The organism is Bacillus tianshenii (genome assembly GCA_020524525.2).
GTDB lineage: Bacteria > Bacillota > Bacilli > Bacillales > Bacillaceae_N > Bacillus_AV.
On sequence record CP129018.1, the window covers coordinates 381,977 to 400,134 of the forward strand.

An 18,158-nucleotide genomic window follows, 5' to 3' on the forward strand; every position below is an offset into this window, starting at 1 on the left:
GAATGGAAATAAAAGCATTGCAAGACACGACAACTCTTCATAACGGAGTAACAATGCCTTGGCTTGGTCTAGGCGTGTTCAAAGTTGAGGACGGACAAGAAGTCGTTAACAACGTGAAATGGGCGATCGAAGCAGGCTATCGAAGTATTGATACAGCTGCCGTGTATGGAAATGAGGAAGGTGTTGGGGTAGGAATAAAGCAATCTGGAGTGAATCGAAGTGAGTTGTTTGTTACTTCAAAAGTATGGAATGATGACCAAGGATATGAAGCAACAATCCAGGCATTTCATGAAAGCTTGAAGCTAATGAATCTAGATTACTTGGACCTCTATTTAATTCATTGGCCTGTGGAAAAGAAATACAAAGAAACATGGAAAGCACTCGAGAAGCTCTACAATGACGGTTATGTGCGTGCAATCGGTGTTAGTAACTTTCATGTTCATCATTTAGAAGACTTGATGCAAACAGCTGTCATAAAGCCGATGGTTAACCAAGTAGAATTTCATCCAAAGCTTTCTCAGCCTGAACTGCGTACCTTTACAAAAGAACACAATATTCAGCTGGAAGCATGGAGCCCTCTTATGCAAGGTGAGTTATTAACACACCCGGTGATTGAAGAAGTTGCTCAGAAGCACGAAAAGTCACCTGCCCAAGTGTTAATTCGCTGGGATTTAGAGCATGGGGTTGTGACGATTCCTAAATCGTCGAAAAAAGAACGCATATATAGCAATGCTAATATCTTTGATTTTCAACTTGATGAAGAAGACATGGAGAAGATTAATCAATTAAATGAAAACAAACGTGTCGGTCCAGATCCTGACAACTTTGACTTTTAAACGTGGGGAGACATGTCCTTTGAAACCATTTGTGCAAACAGTAAAAGGCCGTAAGCAAGTTGAAGAGATTGGCTTTTCACAATGTCATGAACACCTTTTTCTTGCATATGGGAAGCCTGCTGAACTAAATGAAGCTTTGCACTTTAATGATTATGACAAAACATATCAAGAAGTTAATGAATTGAAAAACAATGGAGGCACGCTTATCGTCGATGCTCAGCCAATCGGAACCGGTCGAGTCGAACGTAAATTAGTTCGCTTATCTACAGAGTTAGATATCGATATCGTAGCTTCTACTGGTTTTCATCGATTAGATTTTTATCGGGATGATCATTGGATCTTTGCTTATGATGAAGCGCAGTTAGCGGATGTTTTCATCCACGAAGCACAGAGCGGAATGTATGTAGGTACAGAAATGAATTTTCCAGAACAATCGATCTATGAAAAAGCCGGAATGATTAAAACGGCCGTGAGTCCAAAGGGAATTGAAGAACGGAATGAAAAGATGTTCCTTGCAGCTGCAGAAACACATCGGGAAACAGGATTGCCAATTATGGTGCATAACGAGAAAGGAGCTGATCCATTTCAGGTGATTCATTTCTTCGAGAAGGAGAATATTTCGCCTGAGCATTTATTACTTTGCCACCTCGACCGAACACATCATGATTATCGGTTGCATGAAGAAATATTACAGACAGGTGCCTTTCTAGAATACGATACGATCGGACGATTTAAATACCATAATGATGAAGTAGAAGCAGAGCTTATTGAACATATGATTGAAGCGGGCTTCACTGAGCAACTATTAATGAGTCTAGACACAACTCGTCAACGTTTATCTCACTATGGTGGAGAAATTGGTCTTTCCTATTTGATTCAAACGTTCCTTCCTTTGCTAAGAAAGCGAGGTTGTACGGAATCCATTATCCAACAAATAACAGTGAAAAATCCTCAACGAGCTTTAAGAAATCGATTAAAGGAGGCAGCAGATGATGAAACTTGAACAAGCAGCATGTCCGACCTTTTATTTTATAGGTGTTACAACACAGCAATCATCGATTATGAAACTATTTCCATTATGGGTGAAAGAGCTGGGCATTGATGCAGAAATCAAAGGGATTGACATTGAGCTGAATGCAGAGAAGGAAATTTATGAAGAAGTCGTTACGTTCTTGAAAAATGATGCACTCTCACTAGGATCACTTGTTACAACTCATAAAATTGACCTGTATGAGGCTACCTACGATTTATTCGATTATTTGGATCCTTATGCAAAGAGCTTTCATGAATTGTCTTGTATCGCTAAAGGAGCTGGACAACTTAAAGGCTTTGCAAAAGATCCGATAACAAGTGGCCTTGCAATGGAAGCATTTATACCGAAGAACTACTGGTTAGAGCATAATGGCGAGGTTTTTATTATGGGCGCAGGGGGCAGTGCTATTGCGATTGCGACATCATTGCTAGACACTCAAAATAAAGAAAACATTCCTTCAAAAATTTACGTAAGTGATCCTAGTCAATCTCGCCTTGATTCATTGAAAGAAATTGTAGAGAAGTTTAATCCCAACGTCGAAATTGAGTATATTCTCGTTCAAGATAGCAGCACAAATGACCGAGTTCTTTCACGAGTAAATGATTATTCATTGATTGTGAATGCAACAGGTCTTGGGAAGGACCGCCCGGGCTCTCCCCTCACAAATGAATGTGAATTTCCAGAGAAAAGTTTTGTTTGGGAGCTTAATTATCGTGGAGAGCGATTATTTATGAAGCAGGCAAATGAACAAGCATCTAACAAGCAATTACAAGTGGAAGATGGTTGGATTTATTTTATTCATGGTTGGACTCAAGTCATGGCAGAAGTGTTTCAGTTTGAGATGGACAAAGAAAAATTCACTCGGCTTGAACGTATTGCAAATGATTTTCAAAGAAATAAAGTAAAGAGGTGAGGGAAAGTGCTGAAGAAAGAGGAAGTTCTTCAAATAGTAAGAGATAACAAGCTTGTTGCAATTATTCGAGCTAATAGTGAAGGTGAGGCAATTGAAGTAGCGAAGGCTTGCATCTCGGGCGGGATTAGAATTATTGAAATTACATTTACTGTGCAAGGAGCACAGAAGGTAATCGAAACGCTTGTTAATGAGTATAAGGATCAAGGTATAATAATAGGTGCTGGTAGTGTACTTGACTCTGAAACTGCACGTATTGCGATGCTGGCCGGGGCGACATTTATTGTAAGTCCATATTTAGATGAAGGGACAGCAAAGTTATGCAATCGTTACCGAGTTCCGTATATGCCTGGGATTATGACGGTGAAAGATGCTGTGCAAGCACTTGAATTAGGGGCAGATATCTTGAAGTTGTTCCCAGGAGATGCCTTTACTCCTGGAATGATTAAAGCCATTAAAGGTCCGCTTCCACAAGCTGAATTGATGCCTACTGGTGGAGTTAATTTGGAAAATATGAATGATTGGCTAGAAGCGGGTGCAAGTGCAATTGGACTTGGCAGTTCATTAATCAAAATGTCCCAGGAAGGTAAGTATACGGAGGTTTCAGATAAAGCACGTCAGTTATGTGCAAAAGTCTAACTTATTGAAGGGGGCATCAAAGTTTATGGAACTCATTGTTTCAAAGTCCATTAATAACTTGAACGATTATAGTGCTCAATTGCTCGTTAGTCTTATGCAGGCAACGGATGGAGGGAAGATTGGTCTTGCGACTGGTAACACGCCAATTGGAATTTACCAATCGTTAGTTCGATTACATCAAGAGGGGAAGGCTGATTTCTCCCAAACGATTACATATAATTTGGATGAGTATTGTGGACTTCATAAAGAACATCCGTCTTCTTTTTATACTTTTATGAAACAGCACTTATTTGATCATGTTAATTTAAAACGAGAAAATATCTATATACCTGATGGTGAAGCGGAAGATGTTGAGGAAGAATGTCGACGATATAATAGCGTATTACAGCATGCTGGCCAATTAGACGCTCAAATTTTAAGTCTTGGTTTAAACGGTCATATCGGCTTTAATGAACCAGGAGAAGAGCTTTCTCCGCATACCCATGTCGTGACTCTGACAGAACAAACAAGAGAGGTAAATGCCAGTGCCTTTTCTTCAATTGATGAGGTGCCAACTCATGCGATTACAATGGGAGTGGCAAGTATTCTACGTTCAAAGTGGATTCTCTTTATGGCGCTTGGGAAGAAGAAGGCAAGCATCTTGAAAAAGTCGCTAGAAGGACCGGTCACCACTGAGTGTCCTGCCTCTCTGCTTCAGCTTCATCCGAATGTTACCTTTTTCTTAGATGACGAAGCTGCATCAGAGCTCAATTTAGAAAGTGGAGCATATCAAGTTAGAAGCTTATAAAAATAAAAAGAGGAACAGCCTATAACAGCCTGTTCCTCATTCTTATGGCAATAAAAAAAGACCACATGAAAGTGGTCTTCTTCATCAAACAATTACTTTTGAACGTTAGCAGCTTGTGGTCCACGTTGACCTTGCTCGATTTCGAAAGTTACTGCTTGACCTTCTTCTAAAGTTTTGAAGCCATCGCCTTGAATTGCAGAGAAGTGAACGAATACGTCGTCTTGACCTTCAACTTCGATGAAACCGAAACCTTTTTCTGCGTTAAACCATTTTACTGTACCTTGTACCATGAAAAATTCCTCCTGTGTGGGAAATCCCACATTGTATTACTATTCTTGCTCTACATTTCATTCAAGACGAAAATCACTTTATAAAAGTTGCTTTTCAGTCACTCATGTTTCGAACAACAATAATTAACCTTAGTATAGCAAGTGATTTTTTAAAATGCAAGCAAATATGAAAAGTTTTTTTGAAAGATGATTTTTATTTAGGCTTGATGCTAACGAATGACAGTTGCGCCAACTAGTGAATCAGGGTCTGCACCGAGCGAAAGTAAGCTGATCTTCGCATAACCAGCATGACGGTAGCTGTTGAAAATCTCCTTAAGAGAGTCGATTCCTTGTTCATTGTGTAAGTTTTGAACTTCTTCTTCATATAGACGAAGAACAGAGCTATTAACATGCTGGGGTGCAGACTCATTTGTTTCTTCGTTCATCAAAAGAGAGCCCATATAGTGAAATTTAAACTGCATCTGACGTGTTAAATTAAGCACGTGTATATATTGTTCATATAAAGCAGGGTTGGATTGTTGAAATGAATGAAGTGCTTGATCTACCTCTTTTAATTCATCAAGGCTTGTGAGTGTTAACATCTTATTATCCCTTCTTTCGTATAAAATTAATTGGTTTTTATTCGTCCCAAGGCTTCTTAACAGTAATAAACTCCGCTAATTCTTTGCTTTTCTTTCTTCTTGCTTTCCGTGTTTCTGCTCTTTCCTTCGCTGTTTCATACAAGAACTTTTCTTCTTCTGTTTCAGGTACTACAGCTGGAACATCTACAGGGCGTTTGTTTTCATCTAAAGCCACAAATGTCAGAAAAGCAGTGGCTGCAACTCTTCGTTCTTCATGAATCATATCTTCCGCAATAACCTTGCAGAAAATTTCCATTGAGCTTTTTCCTGTAAACGTCACAAATGATTCAATACAAACTGAGTCCGTTTGATGAATGGCACATAAAAAGTCAATTGAATCGGTCGATGCTGTAACACATTCCTTCACTCTGGCATGTCTGCGCGCTGATAGGGTGGCACAGCTATCGAGTTTCTTCATAAGCACGCCTCCGAACAGCGTGTTGTAATTATTTAAATCGCTAATGAGAACTTGGTCAGTATTTACAATACGGCTTTCTTTTGCTTTCTTTTGATTCATATTATGTTCCTTTCTATTTCAAATCAATTGCTGAGAAATGTTTGTGTTCTTTGTGTTCTTTGTTCTACAAATTGAGTGTACGACGGTGAATTTTGGATGTAAAATGGTTATTTTTCATCTTAGTAATAGCTTTTGTCTATGAAAATGCTTTCAGTCATGAATGATTTGCATGAAAAAAGACGCCTCTTCTTAAAAAGAGCCGTCTGCAAGTTGTTCTTTCGTAAATCTGAGCCATTCTTTTGCTGCGTAGGAAAGGTAATGGTTGTGACGCCAAATTAGCGCAAGGTGCCAATGAATAGAAGGATTAACGACGTTAATTTTTCGAACATTTGAATGAAGGTGATGACAAATACTTGTTGGTAAGAGTGAGACGCCTAACTTACAAGCAACCATCTCTTCAATAAATCCCCACTGGGAGCTTTCTGAAATAACATAAGGCTCAAACCCGACATGGTTGCAAGCCGAAATAATCCGGTCATGTAATACAAAATCTTTATTAAATAAAATAAATGATTCGTCCTTAAGCTCTGCTAGTCGGACTTCTTCTTGTTCAGCAAGCGGGTGTGAAGAGTGAACAATTAATTTCAAATCTTCTTTTACGAAAGAAAAGGAATCAAATAAGTCAGTGTCAGTCGGTAAAACGGTAATGCCAATATCAAGCTCATCTTTGGCGACAGCTTCTTCGATCTTCTTCGAACCGTCCTCAACAAGCTGAAAAGTAATACCGGGATATTCTTCATGAAATCGGCCGAGTAAATTTGGAAAGAAGCGTGCATCCATAATTGGGGGTAGGCCAATTCGAACGTGCCCTTTCTTTAAGCCGAGAAGGTTATCAAGTTCATTTTCTAAATGATGAACTGCTCTTTCGATTGCTTGCGATTGTTCTAAAATGACACGCCCAGCATCCGTTAGCACTAACTTTTTCTGTGAACGGTCAAATAAGTCAACACCTAGTTCTGTTTCAAGGTTTTTGATCATTTTACTTATCGTCGGCTGAGTAATGTAGAGCTTGTTAGCAGCACGAGTAAAGCTGTTGCATCGTGCGACTTCAATAAAGTATTGTAAATGTTTTATGTTCAATGTGATCACCTGTCCTTCCAGCTGCTAACTTTATTTTATAGAAAGACATTGAGAAACGAAAACGTATGATTTTTGTAGAAAAACACTTGCAATGTAGTGGAAACCACGATATACTGCAAATAATCAAAAATATTAAAAATTCAAACAAAGCGATAAACTTCTTATCCAGAGAGGCAGAGGGACAGGCCCGATGAAGCCCGGCAACCATCAAATATTATTTGAACGGTGCCAATTCCTGCAAAGTCATTAGTGACTTTGGAAGATGAGAGGACGTATATAATATACGCAAACCTCTCTTAGATTAAGAGAGGTTTTCTTAATGGAGAGAAGGCTTATCGCTCGAAAAGGAGCGAGGAGTAATGGAAATTGCAGTATTTGGTGCAGGTTGCTTTTGGGGTGTAGAGGCGTTTTTTGAAGTAGTACGTGGTGTTGAGAGTACGCGTGTCGGGTATTCAGGAGGCAACATTCCGAATCCAACTTATGAACAGGTGAAAACGGGGAACACAGGGCATGCAGAAGTTGTAGAAGTGTTGTATGACCCATGGAAGATTTCCTATGATGAGCTACTGGATTTGTTCTTTGAATGTCACGACCCAACTACAAAAAATCGTCAAGGTATTGATATCGGCTCTCAATATCGTTCCGTTATCTTTTGCCAAGATGTTGCCCAGTTGAAAGCCGCTAAGGAAAAGAAAGTAGAACTAAATCGGAAAGGCATCTTTAAATCCAACCTTGTAACGGAAATAACACCAGCGAAAGAATTTTATTTAGCGGAAGAATATCATCAGAAGTACTTTCAAAAGAACGGAACACTTGCATGTGGCATATAAGTGATAATAGTGCGAATCTCTTATTTATCGAGATTCGCGCTTTTTTTTGTTTTTATGATCCAAACAATGGGAATTTACTTGTATAACCTTGAAAAGGGGAGAATGAGATGATTTCTATTAAACCAAATCATTTAGAACAGGTTATCGAGATTGAGGTAGAAGGTAAGATAATGAAGCATGATATCGAAGAGTTTGAAACGTATATGGAACAAAAGAGAGAAGACGGAGAAAAGCTTGATTTGCTTATGGAAATTCGTGAGCTGGACGGCTATACGATGAAAGGATTAATGGAAGAGTTAAAATTTGATACGAGTCATTGGAACGACTTTAACAAAATTGCCGTCATAAGTGAGAAGCAGTGGGTAGAATTTAGTACGAAGATGAGCGGGATTTTACCTAAAGTAGAGGTGAAGCATTTTAAGCCGGGTGAAAGAGATGTGGCAATTGATTGGCTAAGAAATATTTAAAGGAATAATAAAGCTGTCTCCCTTTTGAGAAGGGATGCAGCTTTTTTTGATCAAAAAAATGATTAACGAAATATTGCGAAAATTTCCGAGGTATGTTAGGTTATGTCTAACGATGAAGTTTAGACTTCAAAAATATAAATAAAGAAGTTTGAACAACAAAATAGAAAATAGGTGGATGAAGTGGATAAGTTCGAAAAGCTTATACAAACACATTTTGATTCTTTATCGAAAAGTCAACGCAAGGTTGCTCAGTTTCTTCTTAATTACCCTGAACAATTTGCAGTGCAATCAGCAAGTGAAATTGGCAGTGCTGTAGGCGTAAGTGAGACGACCGTTATTCGTTTCTGTCATGCGCTAGACTTTACTGGATTTGCTGGTATGCAAAAGCATGTTCGCGAACAGCTCTTACTAAAGAGAAGTAATCTTGATCAGTTTTACTCCGAGAAGGTTGCTTTTTCGCAAGAAAGACTTTTCTTTGGGAATGTAATGAAACAAGATGCTCTTAATATTCAGCATACAAGTGAACAATTAAAAGAAGCGAGTCTTGAAGCTGCCTCAAAACGAATTATTGAAGCAGACAAAGTTATCATTGCAGGGATGCGTACTTCATATGCAGCTGCTCATTGGTTAAGCTTTACTCTTCGTATGGGGAAAGAAAGTGTTCATCTCTTCCGGCCTGATACAGATGATCCGATTGCTCTTCTTCAGGAATGTACAGACAATACGGTTTTCATTGGCATTTCATTTCCGCGTTATGCATTACAAACGATTAAGATGGCGGAATATATGCAGGAGAGAGGAGCATATATCATCGGGATAACTGATTCAGCTGTCGCGCCAATCCAGAAGTATGCAGACCTTGTGTTATCCATTCAATCATCAAATACGTCCACAATTGACATGGCGCCAATTTTATTTTCTTACCTTCATTCCCTCGTAAGTTACGTATTAGTTAAGAACGAAGCACAATTCAAGCAACGAAAAGAACTGTATGAACTCGTGAATAGAGATGATTTCTTTTTGAAGGAGGGAGATGACTAATATGAATCAAGTTCTAGAATCATTGAAGCCGACACTCCAACAAACCTTTCAATACTTACATGAAAATCCTGAAATTAGTTGGCAGGAAGTAGGGACTACTAAATACCTTGTTGATTTCCTGTCTGCACAAGGTTTCGAGCCTGTGCTGTTTGAGGATTGTCCAGGCTTCTATATTGAAATAGGTGAAGGGCCTTTTTGTGTAGGCTTAAGAACAGATATGGATGCTTTGTGGCAAGAAGTGAACGGAACACTTCAAGCAAATCATTCATGTGGTCATGATGCGCATATGACGATGGCGGTGATGACACTGCTATTATTGAAAGAATTAGACTATCAGCCAAACGGAAGGCTTAAAGTGCTATTTCAGCCAGCAGAAGAAAAAGGAGAAGGTGCTTTAAAGCTAGTTGAAAAAGGTTTGATTGATGATATTGATTTCTTATATGGTGTTCACTTAAGACCGATTCAAGAGTTGCAGGATGGCCACGCCTCAGCTGGCATTCAACATGGGGCTGCCAATGTATTAAGAGGTAAGATTTTTGGCCAAGATGCGCATGCTGCACGTCCTCATTTAGGTACAAATGCCATTGAAATTGGAGCAGCGATTATGAACCATCTAAATATGATTCACCTTGACCCGATGGTTCCTCACTCAGTGAAAATGACCTCTTTTCAAGCTGGAGGAGAAATCGGTAATAGTATCCCAGGCTCCGGCACGTTCTTGTTGGATTTGCGAGCACAAACAAATGAAGTGATGCAAGATTTAAAGAGTGCAGTTCAGAAAACAGTACAGAAAGTTTCTGAGCTTTATAACGTTGATATTACGCTAAGTGGAAATGATGGCGTAGCAGCGGCGGTCATTGATTCAGAGGCACAACAGGTGATGGCGGAAGCGGTCGAAGATACAATTGGAAAAGACCGGCTAATGCCACCGATTGTTACGGCAGGAGGCGAAGATTTTCACTTCTATACGTTGAAACGACCTTCATTGAAAGCGGTCATGCTTGGACTTGGTTGTGATTTGAAGCCTGGACTGCACCATCCGAATATGACTTTTAATGAAGAGGCGCTCTCTACTGGAGTGGAAATTTTAGCGAAGACAATTATGAATACGTTTCGTACATACGGCTGAGGAGGGTTGGTATGCGGAGAGAGGTTACGATTCGTAAGCTTGAAACAATTGAAGATCTAAAAGGGATGCAGGAAATACAGCGAAGCATATGGTCAGAAGGGGTGATTCCGCTTCACCAAACGATGACTGTGAATTTAAATGGCGGCTTAATCATCGGCGCCTTTCATGAAGAGAAAATCATTGGCTTCAGCTACGGATTTCCTGGCTTTCAGAATCAAAATGTGTATCTATGTTCTCACGTTCTTGGTATTCACCCTGATTATCAGCGTCAAGGGATCGGTTCATTGCTCAAGCAAGCTCAGAAAGAAATGGCGATTAAGCTTGGCTACACCTCTATTACTTGGACATATGACCCGCTTGAAAGTGTAAATGGTTACCTTAACTTATCGAAGTTAGGCGCGATTTGTAGTACATATGTGGAAAATTGCTATGGAAAGATGGAGGACACCTTAAATTACGGGATGCCAACGGATCGTTTTAAAGTCGAATGGCATGTTCGCAGTTCATATGTGAACAACAGAATTGATTGGAACAAGCGGTTGGACAATCCTGTAATGATAGCAAACTATGAGAAGCTTGCAAGCGGACAGCCAATGTTGACTGATCAAATGCTTTTCGATGAGCAAACGATTCAACAACAAGAACAAGTGCTTATTCCGTGCCCAACACATATTCAGCAATTGAAGCAGGCTGATTTTAGTCTGGCACTTGATTGGCGCATGAAGGTAAGGAAGGCATTTCAAATGCTTTTTGGAAATGGGTTTGCAGCTGTACATATTCAAAAAACAGACACACCAGTTCATTATTATTTAGCTGTAAAACAAGCATCATTGCCATTACAGCATGAAAGCGAGGAATCAATATGCAATTAAAAGAAATTACAGTACGCCATATGCGGATGCGGTTGAAAGCACCATTTGTCACAAGTCTATGGACAACATATGATAAAGAATTTCTCCTAGTAGAAGCAAAAGACGAAAATGGTTTGACTGGCTGGGGGGAATCGGTTGCATTGCCGGCACCTTGGTACAGTGAAGAGACATGTGCAACAAACTGGCATATGCTAGAGGATTTCTTAATTCCGATGATTTTTGAACATAAGATTGAGCACCCTGACCAAGTTTCAGAGATCTTTAAGCCTATTCGAAAAAATAATATGGCGAAAGCAGGGCTAGAAGGTGCAGTCTGGGACTTATATGCCCAACGACAAGGAGTATCACTTGCAGCTGCACTTGGTGGAACACGTAGCCAAATTGATGTCGGCATTAGCATTGGCATTCAAGAAAGTGTAGATGAACTACTCCGCCTTGTAGAGACACATGTTGAAGAAGGCTACAAACGAATTAAAGTGAAGATTAAGCCGGGATGGGACGTTACCATTGTAAAAGAAATCCGCAAAAATTTTCCTAATATTTCGTTAATGGTTGATGCAAATTCAGCTTACACCCTTGATGATATAGACCATCTCAAGCAACTGGATGCGTATAACTTGCTAATGATTGAACAGCCTCTTGCAGCAGATGACATTATCGACCATGCCAAACTTCAGGCTGAGTTAAATACACCCATCTGTCTTGATGAAAGTATTCATTCTGTTGAAGATGCACGGAAAGCTCTTGAACTAGGAAGCTGCAAAATTATCAACATTAAAGTCGGACGAGTAGGCGGCTTAACAGAGTCGAAGAAAATTCATGACTTAGCAGTTGAACAAGGTGTGGATGTTTGGTGTGGTGGCATGCTCGAGGCAGGAGTGGGCCGAGCTCACAATATTGCGGTTACAACTCTAGCAAACTTTACATTACCTGGAGACACGGCGAGTTCATCAAGGTATTGGGAGGAGGATATTGTTGAGCCGAATATTACGGTCGAAAACGGCGTTATCACTGTTCCAGAAGCACCTGGCTTAGGTTTTCACGTTAAACGAGATACAGTTGAGAAATTCACTGTCAAACAACAGACATATTCCATAGTTAATGCATAAGAAAAAAGAGGTTTTAAGGAAAGGACACTCTCCTTTTCTTAAGCCCTCACTTTCATCATAATGGAGGAGGATGTTATGGAAGCGCTATCAAAGATAATTAGTCAACTGTCAGGATTTGTTTGGGGCTTACCGATGATCTTATTGCTTCTAGGTGGCGGGTTATTTCTAACAGCTCGTTTAGGATTCTTTCAATTCAAGTATTTCCCTCATATTATTAGTCAAACCTTCGGAAAAATTTTTAGTAAAAGTGATGCACCTGGCTCAGTTACACCATTTCAGGCAACAACCTCAGCCTTAGCATCAACAATGGGGGCAGCAAATATTGTCGGTGTACCTGTAGCAATTACACTTGGTGGGCCTGGTGCGATATTTTGGATGTGGCTTGTTGCGTTAATAGGAATGGCAACAAAGTATTCTGAAGTTGTGCTTGGGATTCGTTATCGCGCAAAAAACAAGAATAATGAGTGGGTCGGCGGCCCAATGTACTACATCGAAAAGGGACTAGGGTGGAAGCGTGTGGCAACATTTTTCGCCTTTGCCTTAATGATTGAAATCATTGCGAGTATGATGGTTCAAGCAAATTCAGTGGCAACAACGGTGGAAAGCTCGTTCGGTATATCTCCGCTTGTAACAGGCCTAGTAGTGATGGCGCTTGTCGGTCTTGTTGTTCTAGGCGGGATCAAAACAATTGGAAAAGTTTCAGAAAAACTTATTCCAACAATGGTTATCTTGTATTTAGTTAGTGCCCTTATCGTGCTTGGTGTCAATGTAGCTGAAATTCCTGCGGCGTTTGGTTTGATTTTCAAATATGCCTTTGCACCAATTTCAGCAGTGGGAGGCTTTGCCGGAGCTGGTGTAGCGATGGCTATTCGTTGGGGACTTGCTCGCGGTATGTATTCGAATGAAGCAGGTATGGGAACCGCACCAATTGCCCATTCAGCTGCTAAGACAGAGCATCCGTCGAAACAAGGCTTCTGGGGCGTGTTTGAAGTTATTGTTGATACGTTAATCGTTTGTACGATGACTGCACTGGTCATTTTAACGTCAGGTGTGTGGAAAGAAGCTGGAACAAATGATCCGTCAGCGATGGTAGCAGCGGCTTTTGCAAAGGTGTTCGGTGATTCAATTGCAGGTTCTATTGTGTCAATTGCACTTTTCTTCTTTGTTTTTACAACATTAATTGTCATTGTATACTATGGAGAGAAGCAAGCTGAATATCTATTTGGAACGGTGTTTTCAAAAGTGATGCGCGGTGTATATATTGTATCGATTGTCGTCGGTTCAATTGGCGGCTTGAAATTCATCTGGCAGTTCTTAGACTTATTACTAGCGGGAATCGTCATTCCGAATGTCATCGCGGTTGTCTTCTTAAGTAAACAAGTCCGTGAAATAACGGATGATTACTTCCAAAATTTCTACAAGCAATCTCGTGGGAAGCAGTCAAAAGATAAAGTAAATGAAATCAGTTAACTTAAATAAACCGAGCCAGTGCGGCTCGGTTTATGTTTGTTCTTTATTAATCCATTTTTTAAGATGAGGTGGCTCGTATGCATTGAATTTTTCAAGCAGTGTTTCCGGGTCGGAAGCAACGATCGCAATTGAGCGGTGTTCCTCTTTCATAAATTGCTGTTCTACCATATGGTCAAACAGTGAAATGATTGGGTCATAATAATGATGAATGTTAAGCAGTCCACATGGCTTATAATGTTCACCGAGCTGAGCCCATGTGAAGATTTCGAAGAACTCCTCCAACGTCCCAGGCCCGCCAGGTAAGGCAACAAATCCGTCTGCTAGTTCTGCCATCTTTGCTTTTCGTGCATGCATCGAATCGACCACATGCAATTCTGTTAAGTTAGGATGGGCAATTTCCTTTTCGTTGAGCATTTCTGGAATAACCCCGATAACTTGTCCGCCATGCTCAAGCACCGTGTCAGCAACTGTTCCCATGATACCAACACTTGCTCCACCATAAATTAACGTGATGCCTCTTTCTGCTAATACCTTTCCGAGTGCAATAGCACCTTCACGATACTTCTCAGAACGTCCATTGCTTGAGCCGCAAAATACACATAAGGTTTTCACAACAATTCGCCTCCCTTAATAGCTTGAGTATAAAACAATATATATGAAATATAAATGGATCATAGTCATCAGATGGGGTAGAGTATTGAAAAATTAAAGGTGAAGTGACCGTTCAGTCTATGGAGTAGGTAATAAAATGGGGTAAAAAATGAAGGTTTTTTTAAAAGAGGGTTGGCTTATTCTTCAAAATATTGCTTAAGGTTTTGGAAGTTTCGTTCAATCTCTGGAATTCTACTTTTCACGTCTTTTACATAATTAGGGTCATAGAAATTTGTATTTCCTTTTAGAGAGTTTAACAGTTCTTGGAGTAGCTTCACGACCTCGAATGATTGTTGAGTTGGCAATTTAGTACCTCCTAATAAGATGAGATTATAAAAATGTAGTTAAAATTCTACCGTGTTGTGTGAAGAAGTTCAATGAATTTTCTAAATAAACTTTTTATGAACATTTTGGTTGAAAAGATTGTGTTTTGGAGGTAAGGGTGGTATATTAATCAAGCGATGAGCTAATTTGTGTAAGTCGAAGGACACGCCTTCTGGTAACGTGCGAATGTGGTCGCATGGTTCTTCGCCTCAAACGTGAAAAAGGCGCCTGTTTCAGGCGTCTTTTTGTATTTTTTCGTGTTTTATCTTATAAATGTAATAAAATCAACATTAATCGGTTCAGCCCCAGTGTCGCGAAGATGTAAGTTAATCTGACCTCGATGATATTGTCCATGAAGTGCAACATGCGTTAAAATATCGCGAATTGAACTGTGGAACGTTTTCCCTGTACTATTTTGATAAGAGATGACATCATCTAGATTTGCGTTTGTGAGCTCGGTTAGAAATGCTTCGTAGTCAGTGTTATTCGTACCGACAAGCTCTTCACATTCTGCTAAACCCATGTCAGACCATATCGGCAGGTCGGAACTATTATGTCCCTGTAATCTTGTCAGCCAAACTTTTTCTGCACAAAGGATATGAGCAAATAACTGTCTTGCGCGTTGGTTATCAGCAGTCTGCAAAGCTGTAAGGATTCGTTCGTTTGCCCAATTTAGATGCTCATACATCTTTTGAATTGTCTTCAAACCATCATCCTCCTTCTTATTGCTTCTTTTATCACATATTCGAGAATTGATAGAAATTTCCTTTTTATTCAAAATTAAAAGGATGTCCCAAAAGAGGACACCCTTAGCTTGTATTCTTAAACAACACTCATGTGACGGTTTTTTCCTTTAAGAACCTGGAATATACCATACATCACTAATCCGATTGCTACTAATGCTAATAGCCATTTTCCAAAAGGCTGTTGGGCAATTTCTGATAGGGCTGCACTTAATCCTTTTGCATTATTTGAATTAGCGGTCATGGCCGTTTGGATGAAGAAGTAACCAATCATACTGAAGACTACGCCTCTTGCCATAAGTCCCATTTTTCCGGCTTTTTTCCCTAAGCGAATTTCTTTATTGCTCATTTGGTTAATTTTAAATCGTTTCGCAAATTTTTCTTTGTAGCCACTGTATAGCTGATAGATTCCGTAACCAATAATAATGGCGCCGATAATTCCAATGATCCATTGTCCGAATGGCTGTGAAAGAAGCTTTGCAGTTAATGTTTGCTTTGAAGATGAACCTCCTGAACTTCCTGAACCTGCAGATTGCATTGCGATGGAAATCGCTTTATACGCTAATGCTCCATAGATAACGGCACTAACAAAATAAGAAATTCTTGCTATTATTCTCTTTGAATCATGCCCTGGATGTTCAGGGTCTTTAAATGCTTGAATAAGACGCCAGATGACATACCCTACTAAACCAATTCCGATAATCCATAAGAGGACATTTCCATAAGGCTTACTTGCAACAGTTTTCAGTGCGCCGGTTGAGCCTGTTGTCTTTCCTCCTGGACCGAATGCAGCCATAACGGCTAGTACCCCTATTAATATATAAACTGTTCCTTTGGCTGCGTAACCGAAGCGGGCCATTCTTTTAACCCATGGTTTCGCTTCATATCCAGCTCTTTTGGCTTGTCGTTTTGTTTCATTGCCAGCTTTCTTCGCTTCATGCATTGTATCTGAATGTGCCACTTTCAATACTCCCTTCCAAGTTTTTCTTGTTGTGCGTGCTTATAAAATAGCTTCCCAGAATAAAAAAATTTGAAACAATCTTGAACAAGAGAACAATAAAAAAAGCCTAGCTTCTTATTTCGAAACTAGACTTAAGAGACACTTATTTCATAATTAAAACAGGGCAATGAGCGTATTTCAGAACATTATGACTGACACTTCCTAAGAAAATTTCTTTAATGTTTCCAAGACCACGGCTACCCATTACAATCAACTGAATGTCGTTGTCGTCTGCATATTTGCAAAGAGCTTTTCCGGGCGCACCTTCTAATACTTTTGTATGGACTGCATTTGACAAACCTTTTATTTCTTCTTTAACTTCTGCCATCTTCTTTTCTGTGTTTTCTTTTAATTCTTTAATAATATTCTTTTGGATAACTGCGTTCGTTGGAGAGCCTGTCGGATTAACAACAGACACGACATGGATTTCTGTGTTTTCATTTTCTCTTGCGACTTCGATTGCTTGTTGTAGAGACTTTCTGCTTAATTCAGAGCCATCATAGGCTACTAAAATTCGATCATATTGATTTAACATGAAATCATCCTTCCTTAAGAGAAGTTTGAATTTTCATCCTCTTATCTTTACTTTAACATCTATAAACGATTTTTTTAAAAGAAATCATTCATGTTTTAGTAAGAAATTTGCTAGATATAACAATTTGGTGAACCATAAGTTCTGAAACTTTTGTTTTGTTTTTGGAAGGATGTTTTTAGATTCGTTTACTTATAGAACAGCCCCTAGGCTCAGTCAATTATTCGCTTAAAATCGCTTCTAAATCATTTGCAAACTGGCTGACATCATCTTCGGTAGTATCGAAGGATGTCATCAGTCGGACTTGAGATAATTCTTTCGACCATAGTGCGATATAATATTTCTCTTGAATGCGCGAAATCGCCACTTCAGGAATTGTTACAAAAAGAGCGTTCGCGTCAACTGGATACAGCAGCTGAACATGGGGGAGTGCTTCAAGCTTATTTGCTAACAGCTTCGCCATCTTGTTAGCATTTTCCGCATTTTTCCGCCACAAGTCATTTGCTAAATACGCTTCAAATTGTGCCGCAATAAAGCGCATTTTTGAGCCTAACTGCATTCCTTGTTTGCGGATATAAGGGAAATCAGCAGCGTGTTCTTTATTAAAGAAAATAACCGTTTCACCAAGCATTAGACCATTTTTTGTTCCACCGAATGATAGCACATCTACTCCAGCATCAGCTGTGATTTCTTTCAAGCTTACATTCAGGCTTGCGGCTGCATTGGCAAGTCTTGCTCCATCCATATGTACAAGCAGTCCATTTTCGTGAGCAACTTCTGCGATTGCTTTGATTTCTTCTGGCTGATACACGGTTCCCATTTCAGTTGTTTGCGAAATGGATACAACTTTAGGCTGACTTCGATGTATATCCCCTTTTAGGTGGAGGTGTTTCTTTATTTCATCGACGGTTATTTTTCCATCAACTGTGGGCATCGGTAGAAGCTTGCATCCTGTAAAATGTTCAGGTGCCCCGCATTCATCTTCATAAATATGAGCAGACTCTGCGCACAAAACAGCGTGAAAAGAACGTGTTACAGCTTTAATTCCAAGGACGTTTGCCCCTGTGCCGTTAAAGACAAAGTGGGCCTGAATGTTTTCGCCGAAATGCTGCTTTAACGCTTTGATTGCTGATTTGGTATAATAATCATCACCATACGCAGGCGCGTGGTCTGCATTCGCAGCTCCAATAGCTTCAAAGATCGAAGGGTGAATTCCGGAGTGGTTGTCGCTTGCAAAGCTTTTTTGATTCATAATTCCATCAATCCTTTATGTAACGT

At 39.7% G+C, this 18,158-nt stretch carries 22 protein-coding genes and 1 riboswitch; of the genes, 12 read left to right on the forward strand and 10 right to left on the reverse strand.

The genetic code is table 11. The features are described 5' to 3' along the window. Window positions 1–2: 2 nt before the first annotated feature. From LC040_01810 to nagB, 5 genes are read left to right on the forward strand one after another with little or no spacing between them, the layout of a single operon-like run. Window positions 3–836 carry an aldo/keto reductase gene (locus LC040_01810; protein ID WLR51664.1) on the forward strand — a complete coding sequence of 278 codons (834 nt, stop codon included), beginning with the start codon at window positions 3–5 and terminating at the stop codon, window positions 834–836. Window positions 837–855: 19 nt separating this feature from the next. After that, on the forward strand, window positions 856–1,839 hold the full coding sequence (locus tag LC040_01815; GenBank protein ID WLR51665.1) for a hypothetical protein: 984 nt from the start codon (window positions 856–858) through the stop codon (window positions 1,837–1,839). Continuing rightward, a complete protein-coding gene (locus LC040_01820) occupies window positions 1,826–2,782 on the forward strand; it encodes a shikimate dehydrogenase (GenBank protein WLR51666.1) in 957 nt (318 codons plus the stop codon). Before LC040_01815 ends, LC040_01820 begins: the two co-directional genes overlap by 14 nt. Window positions 2,783–2,791: 9 nt before the next feature. Further along, the gene (locus tag LC040_01825) at window positions 2,792–3,418 is read left to right on the forward strand and encodes a bifunctional 2-keto-4-hydroxyglutarate aldolase/2-keto-3-deoxy-6-phosphogluconate aldolase (protein ID WLR53173.1); all 627 of its coding nucleotides are present in this window, start codon (window positions 2,792–2,794) and stop codon (window positions 3,416–3,418) included. Between the two features lie 25 nt (window positions 3,419–3,443). Continuing rightward, window positions 3,444–4,205, forward strand: a complete 762-nt coding sequence (gene nagB, locus LC040_01830; protein ID WLR51667.1) for a glucosamine-6-phosphate deaminase — start codon at window positions 3,444–3,446, stop codon at window positions 4,203–4,205. Between the two features lie 92 nt (window positions 4,206–4,297). On the opposite strand, the gene LC040_01835 is transcribed toward nagB, so the two are convergent. The 4 genes from LC040_01835 to LC040_01850 all read right to left on the reverse strand — a co-directional run bounded on the left by LC040_01835 (window position 4,298) and on the right by LC040_01850 (window position 6,712). Next, a complete protein-coding gene (locus LC040_01835) occupies window positions 4,298–4,495 on the reverse strand; it encodes a cold-shock protein (GenBank protein ID WLR51668.1) in 198 nt (65 codons plus the stop codon). A 209-nt stretch (window positions 4,496–4,704) separates the two neighbouring features. Further along, window positions 4,705–5,076 (reverse strand): hypothetical protein, encoded by a 372-nt coding sequence (locus LC040_01840; protein ID WLR51669.1) that lies wholly within the window; start codon window positions 5,074–5,076, stop codon window positions 4,705–4,707. Window positions 5,077–5,113: 37 nt separating this feature from the next. Beyond that, window positions 5,114–5,632 (reverse strand): acyl-CoA thioesterase, encoded by a 519-nt coding sequence (locus tag LC040_01845; protein ID WLR51670.1) that lies wholly within the window; start codon window positions 5,630–5,632, stop codon window positions 5,114–5,116. 189 nt (window positions 5,633–5,821) lie between these two features. After that, window positions 5,822–6,712, reverse strand: a complete 891-nt coding sequence (locus tag LC040_01850) for a LysR family transcriptional regulator (protein ID WLR51671.1) — start codon at window positions 6,710–6,712, stop codon at window positions 5,822–5,824. Between the two features lie 158 nt (window positions 6,713–6,870). Continuing rightward, a riboswitch (SAM riboswitch) is annotated at window positions 6,871–6,981 on the forward strand. A 90-nt stretch (window positions 6,982–7,071) separates the two neighbouring features. On the opposite strand from LC040_01850, the gene msrA reads away from it, so the two are divergent. The 7 genes from msrA (at window position 7,072) to LC040_01885 (ending at window position 13,630) form a co-directional block, all read left to right on the forward strand. Continuing rightward, the gene (gene msrA / locus LC040_01855) at window positions 7,072–7,542 is read left to right on the forward strand and encodes a peptide-methionine (S)-S-oxide reductase MsrA (protein WLR51672.1); all 471 of its coding nucleotides are present in this window, start codon (window positions 7,072–7,074) and stop codon (window positions 7,540–7,542) included. 107 nt (window positions 7,543–7,649) lie between these two features. Continuing rightward, entirely contained in the window at window positions 7,650–8,009 is a 360-nt protein-coding gene (locus tag LC040_01860; GenBank protein WLR51673.1) for an STAS/SEC14 domain-containing protein, read from the forward strand. A gap of 180 nt (window positions 8,010–8,189) precedes the next feature. Next, a complete protein-coding gene (locus LC040_01865) occupies window positions 8,190–9,050 on the forward strand; it encodes a MurR/RpiR family transcriptional regulator (protein ID WLR51674.1) in 861 nt (286 codons plus the stop codon). 1 nt (window position 9,051) lies between these two features. Further along, complete coding sequence (locus tag LC040_01870; GenBank protein WLR51675.1) at window positions 9,052–10,179, forward strand: M20 peptidase aminoacylase family protein; 1,128 nt, start codon at window positions 9,052–9,054, stop codon at window positions 10,177–10,179. Between the two features lie 11 nt (window positions 10,180–10,190). Beyond that, window positions 10,191–11,051, forward strand: coding sequence for a GNAT family N-acetyltransferase (locus LC040_01875; GenBank protein WLR51676.1), 861 nt, complete (start codon window positions 10,191–10,193; stop codon window positions 11,049–11,051). Next, window positions 11,042–12,160: an o-succinylbenzoate synthase gene (menC, locus tag LC040_01880; protein WLR51677.1), complete on the forward strand. Its 1,119-nt coding sequence runs from the start codon at window positions 11,042–11,044 to the stop codon at window positions 12,158–12,160. The genes LC040_01875 and menC overlap by 10 nt, the downstream gene beginning before the upstream one ends. Before the next feature lie 75 nt (window positions 12,161–12,235). Then, on the forward strand, window positions 12,236–13,630 hold the full coding sequence (locus tag LC040_01885) for a sodium:alanine symporter family protein (protein WLR51678.1): 1,395 nt from the start codon (window positions 12,236–12,238) through the stop codon (window positions 13,628–13,630). A gap of 30 nt (window positions 13,631–13,660) precedes the next feature. On the opposite strand, the gene LC040_01890 is transcribed toward LC040_01885, so the two are convergent. The 6 genes from LC040_01890 to LC040_01915 all read right to left on the reverse strand — a co-directional run bounded on the left by LC040_01890 (window position 13,661) and on the right by LC040_01915 (window position 18,132). After that, a complete protein-coding gene (locus LC040_01890; protein WLR51679.1) occupies window positions 13,661–14,242 on the reverse strand; it encodes a TIGR00730 family Rossman fold protein in 582 nt (193 codons plus the stop codon). Window positions 14,243–14,418: 176 nt separating this feature from the next. Next, window positions 14,419–14,586 (reverse strand): hypothetical protein, encoded by a 168-nt coding sequence (locus LC040_01895; protein ID WLR51680.1) that lies wholly within the window; start codon window positions 14,584–14,586, stop codon window positions 14,419–14,421. Between the two features lie 281 nt (window positions 14,587–14,867). Then, window positions 14,868–15,311: a DinB family protein gene (locus LC040_01900; protein ID WLR51681.1), complete on the reverse strand. Its 444-nt coding sequence runs from the start codon at window positions 15,309–15,311 to the stop codon at window positions 14,868–14,870. 116 nt (window positions 15,312–15,427) lie between these two features. Continuing rightward, window positions 15,428–16,309: a DUF1206 domain-containing protein gene (locus LC040_01905; GenBank protein ID WLR51682.1), complete on the reverse strand. Its 882-nt coding sequence runs from the start codon at window positions 16,307–16,309 to the stop codon at window positions 15,428–15,430. A gap of 142 nt (window positions 16,310–16,451) precedes the next feature. Next, window positions 16,452–16,883, reverse strand: coding sequence for a universal stress protein (locus LC040_01910; GenBank protein WLR51683.1), 432 nt, complete (start codon window positions 16,881–16,883; stop codon window positions 16,452–16,454). A 217-nt stretch (window positions 16,884–17,100) separates the two neighbouring features. Continuing rightward, a complete protein-coding gene (locus LC040_01915) occupies window positions 17,101–18,132 on the reverse strand; it encodes a low specificity L-threonine aldolase (GenBank protein ID WLR51684.1) in 1,032 nt (343 codons plus the stop codon). Window positions 18,133–18,158 lie beyond the last annotated feature (26 nt).

Excerpts from the sequence above, each read along its gene's own strand:
- LC040_01875 (WLR51676.1), top strand. The coding sequence starts at position 10,191 with ATGCGGAGAGAGGTTACGATTCGTAAGCTTGAAACAATTGAAGATCTA.
- msrA (WLR51672.1), top strand. The coding sequence starts at position 7,072 with ATGGAAATTGCAGTATTTGGTGCAGGTTGCTTTTGGGGTGTAGAGGCG.
- LC040_01915 (WLR51684.1), bottom strand. The coding sequence starts at position 18,132 with ATGAATCAAAAAAGCTTTGCAAGCGACAACCACTCCGGAATTCACCCT.
- LC040_01820 (WLR51666.1), top strand. The coding sequence starts at position 1,826 with ATGATGAAACTTGAACAAGCAGCATGTCCGACCTTTTATTTTATAGGT.
- menC (WLR51677.1), top strand. The coding sequence starts at position 11,042 with ATGCAATTAAAAGAAATTACAGTACGCCATATGCGGATGCGGTTGAAA.
- nagB (WLR51667.1), top strand. The coding sequence starts at position 3,444 with ATGGAACTCATTGTTTCAAAGTCCATTAATAACTTGAACGATTATAGT.
- LC040_01910 (WLR51683.1), bottom strand. The coding sequence starts at position 16,883 with ATGTTAAATCAATATGATCGAATTTTAGTAGCCTATGATGGCTCTGAA.
- LC040_01835 (WLR51668.1), bottom strand. The coding sequence starts at position 4,495 with ATGGTACAAGGTACAGTAAAATGGTTTAACGCAGAAAAAGGTTTCGGT.
- LC040_01885 (WLR51678.1), top strand. The coding sequence starts at position 12,236 with ATGGAAGCGCTATCAAAGATAATTAGTCAACTGTCAGGATTTGTTTGG.
- LC040_01860 (WLR51673.1), top strand. The coding sequence starts at position 7,650 with ATGATTTCTATTAAACCAAATCATTTAGAACAGGTTATCGAGATTGAG.
- LC040_01840 (WLR51669.1), bottom strand. The coding sequence starts at position 5,076 with ATGTTAACACTCACAAGCCTTGATGAATTAAAAGAGGTAGATCAAGCA.
- LC040_01810 (WLR51664.1), top strand. The coding sequence starts at position 3 with ATGGAAATAAAAGCATTGCAAGACACGACAACTCTTCATAACGGAGTA.
- LC040_01845 (WLR51670.1), bottom strand. The coding sequence starts at position 5,632 with ATGAATCAAAAGAAAGCAAAAGAAAGCCGTATTGTAAATACTGACCAA.
- LC040_01870 (WLR51675.1), top strand. The coding sequence starts at position 9,052 with ATGAATCAAGTTCTAGAATCATTGAAGCCGACACTCCAACAAACCTTT.